The 12,817-nt window shown below is 63.8% G+C and carries 15 protein-coding genes and 1 other RNA gene; 8 read left to right on the plus strand and 8 right to left on the minus strand.

What is annotated here, in order from left to right; translation table 11 throughout:
- Positions 1 to 350: 350 nt before the first annotated feature.
- The gene (locus CK219_RS00005) at positions 351 to 779 is read right to left on the minus strand and encodes a helix-turn-helix domain-containing protein (RefSeq protein ID WP_095764760.1); all 429 of its coding nucleotides are present in this window, start codon (positions 777 to 779) and stop codon (positions 351 to 353) included.
- Between the two features lie 170 nt (positions 780 to 949).
- On the opposite strand from CK219_RS00005, the gene CK219_RS00010 reads away from it, so the two are divergent.
- Positions 950 to 2,755 (plus strand): chloride channel protein, encoded by a 1,806-nt coding sequence (locus CK219_RS00010; protein WP_095764761.1) that lies wholly within the window; start codon positions 950 to 952, stop codon positions 2,753 to 2,755.
- Here the strand turns inward: CK219_RS00010 and CK219_RS00015 are convergent.
- The 4 genes from CK219_RS00015 to CK219_RS00030 all read right to left on the minus strand — a co-directional run bounded on the left by CK219_RS00015 (position 2,752) and on the right by CK219_RS00030 (position 4,525).
- Positions 2,752 to 2,979, minus strand: a complete 228-nt coding sequence (locus CK219_RS00015) for a ribbon-helix-helix domain-containing protein (RefSeq protein WP_095764762.1) — start codon at positions 2,977 to 2,979, stop codon at positions 2,752 to 2,754. The genes CK219_RS00010 and CK219_RS00015 overlap by 4 nt on opposite strands.
- A gap of 8 nt (positions 2,980 to 2,987) precedes the next feature.
- On the minus strand, positions 2,988 to 3,185 hold the full coding sequence (locus CK219_RS00020; RefSeq protein ID WP_095764763.1) for a DUF4169 family protein: 198 nt from the start codon (positions 3,183 to 3,185) through the stop codon (positions 2,988 to 2,990).
- Between the two features lie 9 nt (positions 3,186 to 3,194).
- The gene (locus tag CK219_RS00025) at positions 3,195 to 3,725 is read right to left on the minus strand and encodes an SspB family protein (protein WP_095765528.1); all 531 of its coding nucleotides are present in this window, start codon (positions 3,723 to 3,725) and stop codon (positions 3,195 to 3,197) included.
- A 116-nt stretch (positions 3,726 to 3,841) separates the two neighbouring features.
- Positions 3,842 to 4,525, minus strand: coding sequence for a TetR/AcrR family transcriptional regulator (locus CK219_RS00030; RefSeq protein WP_095764764.1), 684 nt, complete (start codon positions 4,523 to 4,525; stop codon positions 3,842 to 3,844).
- A gap of 187 nt (positions 4,526 to 4,712) precedes the next feature.
- Between CK219_RS00030 and CK219_RS00035 the strand changes: the two genes are divergently transcribed.
- Positions 4,713 to 5,918, plus strand: coding sequence for a multidrug effflux MFS transporter (locus CK219_RS00035; RefSeq protein ID WP_095764765.1), 1,206 nt, complete (start codon positions 4,713 to 4,715; stop codon positions 5,916 to 5,918).
- A gap of 46 nt (positions 5,919 to 5,964) precedes the next feature.
- Here CK219_RS00035 and CK219_RS00040 read toward each other — a convergent pair whose 3' ends face one another.
- Both CK219_RS00040 and ssrA read right to left on the minus strand, forming a co-directional pair.
- Positions 5,965 to 6,522 (minus strand): AAA family ATPase, encoded by a 558-nt coding sequence (locus CK219_RS00040; protein WP_095764766.1) that lies wholly within the window; start codon positions 6,520 to 6,522, stop codon positions 5,965 to 5,967.
- Positions 6,523 to 6,616: 94 nt separating this feature from the next.
- Positions 6,617 to 6,977: a transfer-messenger RNA gene (gene ssrA, locus CK219_RS00045) on the minus strand.
- Between the two features lie 165 nt (positions 6,978 to 7,142).
- On the opposite strand from ssrA, the gene CK219_RS00050 reads away from it, so the two are divergent.
- The 6 genes from CK219_RS00050 to CK219_RS00075 all read left to right on the plus strand — a co-directional run bounded on the left by CK219_RS00050 (position 7,143) and on the right by CK219_RS00075 (position 11,853).
- Positions 7,143 to 7,454 carry a DUF2853 family protein gene (locus tag CK219_RS00050; protein WP_042644091.1) on the plus strand — a complete coding sequence of 104 codons (312 nt, stop codon included), beginning with the start codon at positions 7,143 to 7,145 and terminating at the stop codon, positions 7,452 to 7,454.
- 143 nt (positions 7,455 to 7,597) lie between these two features.
- Positions 7,598 to 8,392: a thymidylate synthase gene (locus CK219_RS00055; protein WP_095764767.1), complete on the plus strand. Its 795-nt coding sequence runs from the start codon at positions 7,598 to 7,600 to the stop codon at positions 8,390 to 8,392.
- 385 nt (positions 8,393 to 8,777) lie between these two features.
- Positions 8,778 to 9,572, plus strand: a complete 795-nt coding sequence (modA, locus tag CK219_RS00060) for a molybdate ABC transporter substrate-binding protein (protein ID WP_095764768.1) — start codon at positions 8,778 to 8,780, stop codon at positions 9,570 to 9,572.
- 22 nt (positions 9,573 to 9,594) lie between these two features.
- Positions 9,595 to 10,299: a molybdate ABC transporter permease subunit gene (modB, locus tag CK219_RS00065; RefSeq protein ID WP_095764769.1), complete on the plus strand. Its 705-nt coding sequence runs from the start codon at positions 9,595 to 9,597 to the stop codon at positions 10,297 to 10,299.
- Positions 10,296 to 11,408, plus strand: coding sequence for a molybdenum ABC transporter ATP-binding protein (gene modC / locus CK219_RS00070; RefSeq protein WP_095764770.1), 1,113 nt, complete (start codon positions 10,296 to 10,298; stop codon positions 11,406 to 11,408). The genes modB and modC overlap by 4 nt, the downstream gene beginning before the upstream one ends.
- Before the next feature lie 88 nt (positions 11,409 to 11,496).
- Positions 11,497 to 11,853, plus strand: coding sequence for a winged helix-turn-helix domain-containing protein (locus CK219_RS00075; protein WP_095764771.1), 357 nt, complete (start codon positions 11,497 to 11,499; stop codon positions 11,851 to 11,853).
- A gap of 96 nt (positions 11,854 to 11,949) precedes the next feature.
- Here CK219_RS00075 and cobF read toward each other — a convergent pair whose 3' ends face one another.
- Positions 11,950 to 12,714: a precorrin-6A synthase (deacetylating) gene (gene cobF, locus CK219_RS00080; RefSeq protein WP_095764772.1), complete on the minus strand. Its 765-nt coding sequence runs from the start codon at positions 12,712 to 12,714 to the stop codon at positions 11,950 to 11,952.
- Positions 12,715 to 12,817: the final 103 nt, after the last annotated feature.

Consider the following 12,817-nt stretch of genomic DNA (forward strand, 5'->3'; position numbering starts at 1 on the left):
TAGTTCTGCATTATCATGTCCACGCCTCTTCCTGTGGTGCGGGGTCTGCTTGGAACAGCCCCGTGCAACTGTTCAGGTTGATGGTTCACCGGTGGGAAGGGACCGAGCCATGCCACGGCCTGTCCGAGAGGACGACCAGGATTCATTCGGTCTCCTTCCCACTTCAACCATACACCAGAACCAACACACAGGATTTCTATGGTCTGCGCCGCGTCGCTTCGCTCCTTGCTCCGCCATAGAATGACGAGGTTGGGGCAGCTTCGACAATCCCCTGCGTTTGCGCAGATTTCACGGAAATGAATGGAAAATCTTGCACCCTATGTCAGGGCACCGGTTGAATATTATCACGCCTAAGATTCTTCCTGGCGCGAAAGCAGACGCCGCAGCATTGGCTCGATGCGCGACAGCTCGTCGAGATGCGCGGCCGACAGTTCGGCCAGGCGATCGTCGGCCAAAGGGGTGAGCTGCAGCAAGACGCGGCGATGATCGCTCTTGTCCTGATCGCGGATGACCAGTCCTGCCTCGGCAAGGCGGTTCACCAGTTCCACCGCGCTGTGATGGCGGATGCGCAGCCGCTCGGCGAGATCGCCCACCGCCACCGGTCCGCCGCCTGGAAATCCCTTGATCGCCAGCAGCGCCTGGTGCTGGCGCGGCGTGAGGCCCGCCTCGTTGGCCTGGACCTGGCTGAATTCGAGAAAGCGGCGGATCAGATAACGGAACTGCGACAGCCGCTGGTAGTCGGCCTGGCTGATGGCGGGACGTTGTTTCGGCGGCGTCATTTCCCGACTTATGGTCTTTTCGTGCAAAAGCTCAACCGGCCGCCGCGATCCCCGTCCAAAATGACGCGGCGCAGCGATTGAAAACAGCCTTGCAGATTTATATCGTGTTACGATATGAGGCCACCTGAAACCGGCGGTCTACGTGCCGTCAGAAAGTTCAGGCTCCCAAAATGAAATCCGCTCACGCCGGCAACGGCCATCTTCGCGACTTCACGACCGATCCGCGCGTGCTGCTCATCGCGGCCATTGCCGTGGTGGTGGCGACCGCCGGGCTCTTCGCCGGCATCGTGCTCCTGCAGCTCATCCGTCTTGCCACCAACATCGCCTATTTCGGTCAGTTCTCGCTGGCCGACCTCAAGCTCGAGGATACGCCGCTTGGGCTTGCCGCGGTGCTCGTGCCGGTGATCGGCGCGCTGATCATCGGACTGATGGCGCGCTTCGGCAGCGAGAAAATCCGCGGCCACGGCATTCCCGAGGCCATCGAGGCGATCCTGCTCGGACGCTCGCGGCTCGATGCCAAGGTCGCGGTGCTGAAGCCGCTGTCGTCGGCGATTTCGATCGGCTCGGGCGGACCGTTCGGCGCCGAAGGCCCGATCATCATGACCGGGGGCGCCATCGGCTCGCTGATCGCGCAAATGCTTCCGGTCAGCGACAATGAGCGCAAGACGCTGCTGGTGGCGGGTGCCGCGGCCGGCATGACGACGGTGTTCGGCACGCCGATCGCCGCCATCATGCTCGCCGTCGAGCTGCTCCTGTTCGAATGGACGCCGCGCAGCTTCATCCCGGTCGCCGTCGCTGCGATCGTCGCGGAAGTCGAGCGCACCCTGCTGCACCTGCCGGGCCCGATCTTCCCGTTCTCCGGAACCATGGAGGCATCGATCGCCGGGCTGGGCGGCTGGGTGCTGGTCGGCATCGCCGCCGGGCTGCTTTCGGGGCTGCTGACGCAATTGGTCTATGCCTGCGAGGACGCCTTCCTGAAGCTGCCGATCCACTGGATGTGGTGGCCGATGATCGGCGGCCTGGTGGTCGGTATCGGCGGCTTGATCGAGCCGCACGCGCTCGGCGTCGGCTATGACAACATCGCCAACATGCTCGACGGCCGCACGGTCGCCACTGCCGCGCTGCTGCTTCTGGTGGTGAAGGCCGTCATCTGGTCGGTGGCGCTGGGTTCGGGAACCTCGGGCGGCGTGCTGGCGCCGCTGCTCATCATGGGCGGCGCGATGGGAGCGGTGCTCTCGGGTATCCTGCCCGAGGCAAGCCCCGGCTTCTGGCCGCTGCTGGCGATGGCGGCGACGATGGGCGGCACCATGCGCGCGCCGCTGACCGCGACCTTCTTCGCCACCGAGCTCACCGGCAACACGCATGTGCTGGTGCCGCTGATCGCGGCTTGCGCCACCGCGCATGCGGTCACCGTGCTGTTGATGAAGCGCTCGATCCTGACCGAGAAAGTGGCGCGGCGCGGACACCATCTCGTGCGCGAATACCGCGTCGATCCATTCGCCTTGACCAGGGTCAAGGAAGTGATGACGACCAAGGTCGAGAGCGTGCCGGCGACGATGACATTGCATGGCGCGGCGACCTTCCTGACCGCGCCGGACACGCGGCATCCGAGCTTCCCGGTGATCGATGAGGCGGGGCATGTGCTCGGCGTCATCGATCCGCCGGCGATCCTGCGCTGGCGCCGTAACGGCAAGCACCGCAAGGCGACGCTGAGGGAGCTGCTGGCCGGCAGCAAGATCACACTGGCCTATCCGGACGAATATCTGGAGGCGCTTTCCGACAAGCTGCTCACCGCCAATGTCTCGCATCTGCCGGTCGTCTCACGCGAGGATGAACGGCTCGTCGGCTATATCGGCTGGAAAGACATGATGCGGGTAAGGTCGAAAAAGCAGGCGGAGGAGCGCGACCGCACTGCATTGCTGAGCTTCGGCGCGAAGCGCAAGGCGCAACAAAACGTCAGCGATAGCGCGGCCTAGGTCGCGGCACCGCCGCGTTTTGCCCAGGCCAACACATAGAGCCTCAGCGCTGATGACAGGTTGGCGTCCCGCGTGCGCGTCTCGTCGATCTCGGCGACCAGAGCCGCGAGCGACAGCGAACGCTGCGCGGCGATGGCGATGAGGTCTTCATAGAAAGGCTGCTCCAGGGAAAAGCTGGTGCGGTGACCGCGGATCGTTACCGAACGTTTTTCGACCGCGGCCATTGCAGGACTCAGCGCTTGCCAGGGTCGTCGGGTTTTTCCCGGCGATGGCCGGCCACGAATTTCTCGGCCTTCTCCGACGTCAGCCGGTCACGCTCGCGCTCTGGCTTCGAGCGGCCGTACAGCGCCCGGTTCTCGCCGGCCCGGCGTTCCTTCTCGGTGCGCGCTTTCTGCTTGCGGGCCTGGCGGAGATTGATGACCTCGCCCATGGCGCCGGGCTACTTCTTGCGGAAGGCGTCGAGCGAAACGACGTCGGCGCCCTTGGCGCCGGTCTCGGCGACCGCCTGCTTCTTTTCGGCCTCGGCGGCCTTCTTCTTGTTTTCCGCCTTCTTCTCGGGAACGACGGCGACCGGTTCGGGGGCCGGAGCCGCGGCCTCGTCTTCGGCGCTTTCCGTCTTGACGTCGAATTCGAGCTCGAAATTGACCGACGGATCGTAGAAGCCGCGCACGGCGGAGAAGGGGATTTCGAGCTTTTCCGGCACGTCGGAGAAGGAAAGCCCGACCTCGAAGCCGGCATCCGTCACCTTGAGGTCCCAGTACTGGAACTGGATGACGATGGTCATCTGCTCCGGATAGCGCTCGCGCAGCCTGGACGAAATGCGCACGCCCGGCGCGCCGGTCAGGAAGGTGATGAAGAAATGATGATTTCCCGGGAGGCCGGTGCGCGCGACCTCGGCCAGGACCTTGCGCATGACACCGCGCAGAGCCTCCTGGGCCAGAATGTCATAGCGGATGTGGTCGTCGGCCATCTGATGGTCGGGTTCCGTTGAATCGTCCGCATAGCTGTAATCAAGCTTGAGCGCGGCGTAAACCGCATATAGGCGCAAAGCCGTGAGGCCAAGAGGGGTGCCGGCGATTTGATGGCTCAGGCGTGAGCGAGCGCAGCCTGCTTGGCGGCTGGCGATTTCCTTCTGGCGAAGGCGCCGAGAAAGGTCCGCACGCCGTTCGTGGCCGAGCGCAGCACCTCTTCCTCGGTGGGCACGCCGCCCAGCATGAAAGTGATCTGAAGCTCGGCGTTGACGAGGGCGAAGAACTGACGCGCCGCGACGTCGGGGTCGCCGATCGACAGGTGGCCGGCGAAGGCAAGCCGGGCAAAGCGCGCGGCAAGCGCCGACCAGGTACGGCCCGGGCCTTGCTCGCGCCATTCGGCAAACAGTTCCGGATAACGCTCGCCTTCGGCCTGGATCAGCTTGCGCAGGAAACGGCCGTCGCGGTTGCAGATGCAGTTGCGATTCATGCGCACGGCGAAGGCGATCAGGTCGGCTTCCAGGTCCGTGGGCTGATCGGGAAAGCTGGCGATGGTGGCGAAGATGCCGGCATTGCAGCGCTCCGTCAGGTCGCGTACGACCGCGACGAACAGCTTTTCCTTGTCGCCATGGTGGTTGTAGACGGTCTGCCGTGAAACGCCGGCCTCGGCCGCGATCAGGTCGATATTGGCGCCGGCATAGCCTTCGCGGCAGAAAACGGAAGCGGCGGCGTCGACCACCGACACGCGCTTGGCCTCGTGGCTGCGTGGCGGGAAAGTGTCAGGAGAAACGCCGTGCTTCATGAAAAATCTATATAGCGGTGATTGACGAATTGGACAAGCCTGTCTAAATTTGTGGACACAATAAAGGAAGCCCGCACGGAAAGGGCGAAGAAATTCGCCCTTGGACGTAGGATTTCCGCGGGATGGAACGTCCTGGGTTCAGACGCCGGCATTTTGCGGCCGCAACCAGATCCGAAAGAGCCTTATCATGAGTCCCAAATTCCTCCGCATTGCGGTCGTGCTCGGCTTGTTGTCCGCGATCGGCCCATTTGCGATCGATATGTATCTTCCCGCGCTGCCTTCGATCGGCCAGGACCTGCATGCCGGCACCGCCGCCGTACAGATGAGCCTTCTGATCTTCTTCCTGTCGATGGGTTTTGGGCAGATCGTCGTCGGCCCGATCTCCGACATGGTCGGCCGCAAGGCGCCGCTTTACGCCGGCCTGGCGCTGTTCATGGTCGGCGGCGTCGGCTCGGCGATGGCGCCGACCATCGAGTGGCTGATCGCCTTCCGCTTTCTGCAAGGTCTCGGCGCCAGCGCCGGCATGGCGGTGCCGCGCGCCATCGTGCGCGACCTGCACACAGGCAACGAGGCCGCCAAGCTGATGTCGCTTCTGATGCTGGTCTTCTCGGTGTCGCCGATCCTGGCGCCGCTGACCGGCAGCCAGATCATCGAGAGCTTCGGCTGGCGCGCCGTGTTCTGGACGGTGACGGGCGCGGCCGCTTTGGCCACTATCCTGCTTGCCACCTCCCTCAAGGAGACGCGGCCAGTCGAAGAGCGCGCCGGCTCATCCTTCGGCACGGCGCTTGCCGGCTACCGCTACCTGATGGGCGACCGCAACTTCCTCGGCCTCGTGGCGATTGCGGGCTTCGGCATTGCGAGCTTCTTCGTCTATCTGTCGAGCTCGTCCTTCATCCTGATCGACCATTACGGCCTGTCGCCGTCGGTCTACAGCGTCTTCTTCTCGATCAACGCGGTCGCGTTCATCGGCATGTCGCAGCTGACCGGGTTGCTGGCCGACCGCTTCGGGTTGAAGCGCGTCGTCTGGGTGGCGGTCACCGGCTATGCCACGGTGATGGTGGCGCTGTTCGCGATCATGGCCTCCGGCGTCGACCGACTCGACGTGATGGCCGCGCTGCTTTTTGTCGGCTACGGTTTCCTCGGCCTCGTCATCCCCACCACCTCGGTGCTGGCGATGGAAGAGCATGGCGAGATCGCCGGCACGGCCTCGGCGCTGATGGGCACGCTGCACTTCGCCATCGGCGCGCTGGCGATGGGCGTCGCCGGTATCTTCTTCGACGGCACGCCGCTGCCGATGGTGGCCGGCATCGCGCTGTGCGCCGTGATCTCCTTCACTCTGGCCAAGCTGACGCTCGGCCGCGCGCGCGAAGCGGTCGAAGCGCCGGCGGAGTAGGACAGCTGTTGAGAAGATAGAAAGGCCGGGTCGATCCCGGCCTTTTTCATGTTCCTGGCGAAGCTGTTTGATCGAGGACGAAGCGCACCCGTTCATCGACCGCAGCAAGGGGCAACGGCATCAGATCGTAGCCGAGCTCCGCATACACGCCCGTCAACGAACGGAATGTGCGCTCGGCTTCCTCGAGCGTTTGCCGGCGCTCCTCGTCCTGCGTGAAAATCTCCGGCCATGGCGGGGCGACGAAGACGCGGCGCGCGTAGCGGAATTTTCCAGCCGCGCTCGTGATGTGGTCCGGCACCGGCAGGCCGCAGAGCCTGAGATAGCCGATCGTGTCGGGCGCGCCGCGGTCGAAGAACACCCGGCCGGGTTCGGTATGCGCGGCGTGCCAGGAGCGCAGCTCCCAAGACAGCATCAGCTCGGCAAAGAACGCGCGCTCCCGCCAGGGAAGGGTAGGGCCGCCGATGGCCATCTGATCGCGGATGATGCCGCGCCCGGCTTCGGGCGCGGTCGCGAAGCCTTGGGCCCGCAGCGCCTCGATCAGCGTGGTCTTGCCGGAGCCGGGGCCGCCGGTCAGCACGAAAAATCGATCGGTATCGTCTTGCATCGCCTGTCCATGGATGATGGGCGGCAAGCCCGCGCATCAGGCGCCGGACGAGCCTTGGCCGTTCGGTTGATTGGGGAGAAGCAAGGAGGGGGAAGGTGGAGGTTTCTGTTGCCAGGTACCTCCGAACCCCGCCTAGAAGTGCGAACCCCTAGGGCTTGATTTGAAGCGTTCGCGCCGCATTAAGCAGCGAGACGAGCTTCCGCATAGTTGTCGTTGGCAACTATAAGTCTAGCCCGATAACGGTGGTACAATGCCGGGCAAAAGTACGATCTTTACACCTTCGTCGATCCTATTTCGCCCCCAGCAAAAGCCGCTCCGTCAGCCAGAGCGGTTTTTGGTGGAGGCGCCGGGTACCGCCCCCGGGTCCGAACGGCTTATTTCATCGCCTGTTTATCGCCATAGTCGGTCAAGCCGACGAACCGTATATAGGGAGCGGCGAGGGAAAAATAAAGGCCAAAACCGGCGCTTAACCGGTTGTGCCAAACGGCAGCCAAGGGTTGACTTGCGCGCCCACTCAATCAAATCTCGCTCCCGGTGAGGAGTCTCTGACCTGGCGCACAGGTTGCGGCGCGCCACAACCCTCATCGATCGGATCAGTGGCGCCGACGAGGGGAAGTTTGATGGCCGACTATCTTGCGGATGTGAAGAAATATGATGCCGGCGCCAGCGCCGACGCGGTCGATAAGATCGTCAAGCATCTGGGCATTGCGCTCAGGAACCGCGATTCCTCGCTGGTGTCCTGCACCGACCCGAAGGAACTCGATCGCGTGCGGGAGAACTGGATCGGCAAGAAGCTCGGCATCGCCGATGCCGCAAAGGCGAATGCCTCGATCGAGAAGACCTGCAAGGCGATGCAGGCCGACAACACCAAGAGCCGCGTGACCTTCTATTATCTGGTTGCCAAGGATCTCGGCAAACTCGGCTCGCTGTAGGGCATAGCCATTCCGGTGGCCGGCACGAAACAGTGCCGGCTCCGTGGGCTTTTGGCGCGATCCGCATTTGCCGCCCGCTTTGCGGTGTTCGACCGGCTGTCGGTCGGGTATGATTGCCTGTCATCCGAATCGAGGCGGAGCCGATGCGCCAATATCTCGACCTGTTGAAGCATGTGCTGGAGACCGGTGCCGACCGTGGCGACCGTACCGGGACAGGCACGCGCTCGGTGTTCGGCTACCAGATGCGCTTCGACCTTTCGCGCGGCTTTCCGGTTACGACCACCAAGAAGCTGCATCTGAAGTCGATCATCCACGAGCTTTTGTGGTTTCTGGCCGGCGACACCAACATCAAATATCTCAACGATCATGGGGTCACCATCTGGGACGAATGGGCCGACGAGAACGGCGATCTCGGACCGGTCTATGGCAAGCAATGGCGCTCATGGCCGGACGGGCGTGGCGGCGAGATCGACCAGATTGCGGGCCTTTTGAAGGAGATACGCCGGAATCCCAACTCGCGCCGGCTGATCGTATCGGCCTGGAACCCGGCCGAAGTCGAGGCGATGGCGCTGCCGCCCTGCCACTGCCTGTTCCAGTTCTATGTTTCGGAAGGCCGGCTCTCGTGCCAGCTTTACCAGCGCTCGGGCGATATTTTCCTCGGCGTGCCGTTCAACATCGCCTCCTATGCCTTGCTCACCCTCATGGTGGCGCAGGTCACCGGGCTGAAGCCCGGCGACTTCGTTCACACGCTGGGCGATGCGCATCTTTATTCGAACCATTTCGAGCAGGCGCGGGAGCAACTGCGGCGCACGCCCAAGGCCTTGCCGACGATGTGGATCAATCCGGAAGTGAAGGACCTCTTCGCCTTCCGCTTCGAGGATTTCCGCCTCGAGAACTATTTCGCGGACGCGAATATCAAGGCGCCTATCGCGGTATGAGCCAGTTTTCGGCCTAGTCGATGCCGACCATGACGTCCGAGGCCTTGATCACCGCATAACCCCCTGCTTGCCCTTCTCGAGCGCGAGGTCGGCGACCGCTTGGTGATTGACACGGTGACTAACGCGTCGCCGCCGATGTCGATCTGACATGCGAAGCGGTGGCTTCCGTTGCCGATCTCGGTCACCTTACCCTTGAGGTGTTGCAGGCGCTGATCTTCATGCGTCTCTCCTTGAGCTTCGCCCTTCCGTTTTGCATTCACCGTAGGCTGAGATCGCGCCGGCGCATAATGCCGCGACAGGTGAAAAGCCTTCCCTTGTTATGTTCATACGGATATATCGGTCCAAGGCCTTTGGCGGCACGGATTTGAAACCAGGGAGAGACTTCATGACGGGCAAGGGTTTCGGGTTGAAGACGATCGCCATTGGCGGTCTGGCGGCAATGCTGATGACGGCGGTGCCGGCGGCCCATGCCGACGACAAGGTCGTCGTGTTTGCCGCGGCCAGCCTCAAGGAAGCGCTCGACGCGGTCAACAAGGCCTGCGAGCCGGAAGTCGGCGAAGCAGCGACCATTTCCTACGCGGCGAGCTCGGCTCTGGCCAAGCAGATCGAAGGCGGCGCGCCGGCCGACATCTTCGTCTCGGCCGACCTCGACTGGATGAAATATCTCTCGGACAAGAAGCTGACCAAGCCTGATACCGAAGTGAAGCTGCTCGGCAACCAGCTCGTGCTGGTGGCACCGAAGGATTCCGCGGTCGAGACCAAGGTCGAGAAGGGCTTCGACCTCGCCAAGCTGATCGGCGACGGCAGGCTTGCCATGGGCGATCTCAAGGCCGTGCCGGCCGGCAAATACGGCAAGGCGGCGTTGGAATCGCTGGGCGTCTGGTCGTCCGTCGAGGGCAAGATCGCGCAGGCCGAGAATGTGCGTGCAGCTCTCAAGCTGGTGTCGACGGGCGAGGCGGCTCTGGGCATCGTCTACGCCACCGACGCGCATGCCGAAAAGGGCGTCAAGGTCGTCGGCACCTTCCCGGAAGATTCGCATCCGCCGATCATCTACCCGATTGCCCAGACCGCCGATTCGAAGGACAAGGATGCGGCGGCCTTCCTGAAATGCGTCGAGTCGGCCAAGGCCGCCGACCTGTTCAAGGAGCAGGGTTTCACGGTGCTCGCACCGAGCAACTGAGAAAGGCCGCGCAAACACAATCATGAACTGGCTGCTGGACCTCACTCCCGACGAATGGAATGCGGTGCGGCTGTCGATCAGGGTGGCGACGGTGGCGATGATCGCCAGCCTGCCGCCGGGCATCCTGATCGCGCTCCTGCTCGCGCGGGGGCGTTTCTGGGGCAAGACGCTGCTCAACGGGCTGGTGCATCTGCCTCTGATCCTGCCGCCGGTGGTGACCGGCTATCTGCTCTTGCTCACCTTCGGCCGGCGCGGCCCGGCCGGCGCCTTCCTTGCCGAGCATTTCGGCATCATCTTCTCGTTCCGCTGGACAGGCGCGGCACTGGCCTGCGGGGTCATGGGCTTTCCGCTGATGGTGCGGGCCATCCGGCTTTCGATCGAGGCTGTCGACCGCAGAATCGAAGCGGCGGCCGGCACGCTTGGCGCCAATCCGCTCTGGGTGTTCGCCACCATCACGCTGCCGCTGATCCTGCCCGGCCTGATCGCCGGCGCGATCCTTTCCTTCGCCAAGGCGATGGGCGAATTCGGCGCCACCATTACCTTCGTCTCCAACATCCCTAACGAAACGCAGACGCTGCCCTCGGCGATCTACACCTTCACACAGGTGCCGGGTGGCGATGAAGGCGCGCTCAGGCTGACGCTGATCTCGATCGTCATCTCGATGGTCGCGCTCATCGCCTCGGAAGTGCTGGCGCGGCGCGTCGGCCGGCGGATGGACATCGAATGACGCTCTCGGTCGACATCAGCCATCGCCTCGGCGATTTCGCCGTGGAAGCCCGTTTCGAGAGCGCCGGCCGGCTGACGGCGCTGTTCGGGCCCTCCGGCTCGGGCAAGTCGACGCTGATCAACCTGATCGCCGGCCTGATCCGTCCGGACAAGGGGCTTATCTCGGTCGATGGCAATGTGCTGGTCGACACCGCCGCGCGCATCTTCGTGCCCATGCACAAGCGGCGCATCGGCATGGTGTTCCAGGATGCGCGGCTGTTCCCGCATATGAGCGTCGCCGGCAATCTGCGCTACGGTCGCTGGTTCACGCCGGCGTCCGAACGCTACGCCAAGATGGATGCGGTGGTCGACCTGCTCGGCATCGGTCACCTGCTCGACCGTCGGCCGGCGAAACTGTCGGGCGGCGAAAAGCAGCGTGTCGCGATCGGCCGCGCGCTGCTTGCCAGCCCGAAACTGCTTCTGATGGACGAGCCGCTCGCATCGCTCGACGAAGCGCGCAAGGCCGAGATCCTGCCCTATATCGAACGGCTACGCGACGAGACGAAGATCCCGATCGTCTATGTCAGCCATTCCGTCGCCGAGGTGGCGCGGCTCGCGAGCGACGTCGTGGTGCTTTCGCAAGGCAAGGTCGCGGCCGCGGGGCCGACCGAGGCGATCATGCAGCGGCTGGATCTGCTGCCGGCGGAGGAGCGCGGCGAGGGCGGAGCGGTGCTCGACACCAAAGTCCTGCGTCACGACGAGGTCTTTGGCATGACGGTGCTTGCCTCGCAGGCCGGCGAGATCCGCGTACCGAAACTGGCGCGGGCGGCGGGTGCTCCGGTGCGCATTCGCATCCGCGCCCGCGACGTGATGGTCGCCGTCGAGAGGCCCGCCGGCCTCAGCGCGCTCAACATCCTGCCGGGAACCATCGTCAGCATGAAACCGGGCGAGGGACCCGAGGTGGAAATCGGCATCGATTGCCGCGGTGCCACTGTCGTCGCGCGGATCACCGAGCAATCGCGGCTGGCGCTTGGTCTCAAGCTGGGAAGCCAGGTCTTCGCGGTCGTCAAGACCGTGAGCTTCGATCGCGCAAACACGGGTGGCGGCTTGCCGGCTGAAGCCGACGTTTGAGGAGTCCGATCATGCCGCTATGTATATTTGGAATAGCGCTTGCTTTCGGCAGGGACTATTGTGGGGCCGTGACGTCCGAGGAGATGAAATGCCGTCGCTGAGCCTGCGGATAAATCTCGACCCCGACGGCCGGATCGGCCCGGGCAAGATCGAGCTTCTCGAGCAGATCGCCGCCTTCGGCTCGATCTCGGCCGCGGCGCGCGGCATGGAGATGTCCTACAAGCATGCCTGGGATCTGGTCGAGGACATGAACCGCGTGTTCGGCAAGCCGCTGGTCGCGGCGCAGACCGGCGGCCGCAAGGGCGGCGGCGCGCAATTGACATCGGCGGGTTTGGCGGTCGTCAGCCGGTTTCGCGCCATAGAGCGCGCCGCTTCGTCGGCCGCCGCCGTCCATATGCAGGCTCTGCAGGCGGAGATCGATGCTGGAGTAGGGAGTAGGGAGTAGGGAGTAGGGGAGTAGGGGAGTAGGGGAGTAGGATGTGACGTCCTGGCCGCCTGCGCATGCGATGTGCGCTCTCTATTGCCTTACTCCCCTACTCCCTTACTCCCCTGATTTTCTCAGCAGATAAATGTCCATGATCCAGCCCTTCTTTCGTCTGGCGTCTTCACGAACCCTTTCGATTTCGGCACCGACGTCGCCCAGGCGTCCGGAGATGACGATCTCGTCGGGCGTGCCGAGATAGGCGCCCCACTGGATAAGGACGTCCTTGTCGGCAAGCGTGTTGAAGGCGCATTTGCCGTCGAGCATGACGACGGTGGAGCCGGCATTGGCTGGCAGTCCTTCTTCGGTTAACCGGCGACCGGTCGTCACCAGGATCGAATCGCCGATGCGGTTGAGCGCGGTCGCGTGGGCGGCGGCCAGCGCCTGGATCGCGGTGATGCCGGGGATGACCTCGAGCTCGAAACCGACATTGCCTCTCAGGCGCACGCGCTCGAGGATGCGCAGCGCGCTGTCATAGAGCGACGGATCGCCCCAGATCAGGAACGCGCCGCAGCCGTCTTCGGCAAGCTCGTCGCGGATCAGCGCCTCATAGATCTCGGCGATCGCCTCGTGCCAGTCGTCGACTGTCACACGATAGGACGATGTCGGTTCGGCCCGAACCGGCACATCGAACTCGACCCGGCGCGATTTCGGATTGGTGACGAAGCGGTCGCAGATCTGCCGGCGCAGATCGGCAAGATCGTTCTTCTTCGCTCCCTTGTCGGGAATGAACAGCGCGTCGGCGCGGTTCAGGCCGTCGATGGCCTGGACCGTCATGTGGTCGGGATTGCCGGCGCCGATGCCGATGACGAGAAGCTTGCGCATGGCGATCTCCTGCCCGATCGGCGACGCGGTGTCCAGAAGTACCCGTATCCGGTGACGAAGGGCTTTGAAACGCTATCTTGAAACGGGTAGATGGAAGAGCGCA

This window comes from Mesorhizobium sp. WSM4313 (assembly GCF_002294725.1).
GTDB lineage: Bacteria > Pseudomonadota > Alphaproteobacteria > Rhizobiales > Rhizobiaceae > Mesorhizobium.

Excerpts from the sequence above, each read along its gene's own strand:
- CK219_RS00020 (WP_095764763.1), bottom strand. The coding sequence starts at position 3,185 with ATGGGCGAGGTCATCAATCTCCGCCAGGCCCGCAAGCAGAAAGCGCGC.
- CK219_RS00055 (WP_095764767.1), top strand. The coding sequence starts at position 7,598 with ATGCGCCAATATCTCGACCTGTTGAAGCATGTGCTGGAGACCGGTGCC.
- modB (WP_095764769.1), top strand. The coding sequence starts at position 9,595 with ATGAACTGGCTGCTGGACCTCACTCCCGACGAATGGAATGCGGTGCGG.
- CK219_RS00005 (WP_095764760.1), bottom strand. The coding sequence starts at position 779 with ATGACGCCGCCGAAACAACGTCCCGCCATCAGCCAGGCCGACTACCAG.
- CK219_RS00030 (WP_095764764.1), bottom strand. The coding sequence starts at position 4,525 with ATGAAGCACGGCGTTTCTCCTGACACTTTCCCGCCACGCAGCCACGAG.
- CK219_RS00050 (WP_042644091.1), top strand. The coding sequence starts at position 7,143 with ATGGCCGACTATCTTGCGGATGTGAAGAAATATGATGCCGGCGCCAGC.
- CK219_RS00075 (WP_095764771.1), top strand. The coding sequence starts at position 11,497 with ATGCCGTCGCTGAGCCTGCGGATAAATCTCGACCCCGACGGCCGGATC.
- CK219_RS00010 (WP_095764761.1), top strand. The coding sequence starts at position 950 with ATGAAATCCGCTCACGCCGGCAACGGCCATCTTCGCGACTTCACGACC.
- modC (WP_095764770.1), top strand. The coding sequence starts at position 10,296 with ATGACGCTCTCGGTCGACATCAGCCATCGCCTCGGCGATTTCGCCGTG.
- CK219_RS00040 (WP_095764766.1), bottom strand. The coding sequence starts at position 6,522 with ATGCAAGACGATACCGATCGATTTTTCGTGCTGACCGGCGGCCCCGGC.
- CK219_RS00035 (WP_095764765.1), top strand. The coding sequence starts at position 4,713 with ATGAGTCCCAAATTCCTCCGCATTGCGGTCGTGCTCGGCTTGTTGTCC.
- CK219_RS00015 (WP_095764762.1), bottom strand. The coding sequence starts at position 2,979 with ATGGCCGCGGTCGAAAAACGTTCGGTAACGATCCGCGGTCACCGCACC.
- modA (WP_095764768.1), top strand. The coding sequence starts at position 8,778 with ATGACGGGCAAGGGTTTCGGGTTGAAGACGATCGCCATTGGCGGTCTG.
- cobF (WP_095764772.1), bottom strand. The coding sequence starts at position 12,714 with ATGCGCAAGCTTCTCGTCATCGGCATCGGCGCCGGCAATCCCGACCAC.
- CK219_RS00025 (WP_095765528.1), bottom strand. The coding sequence starts at position 3,725 with ATGGCCGACGACCACATCCGCTATGACATTCTGGCCCAGGAGGCTCTG.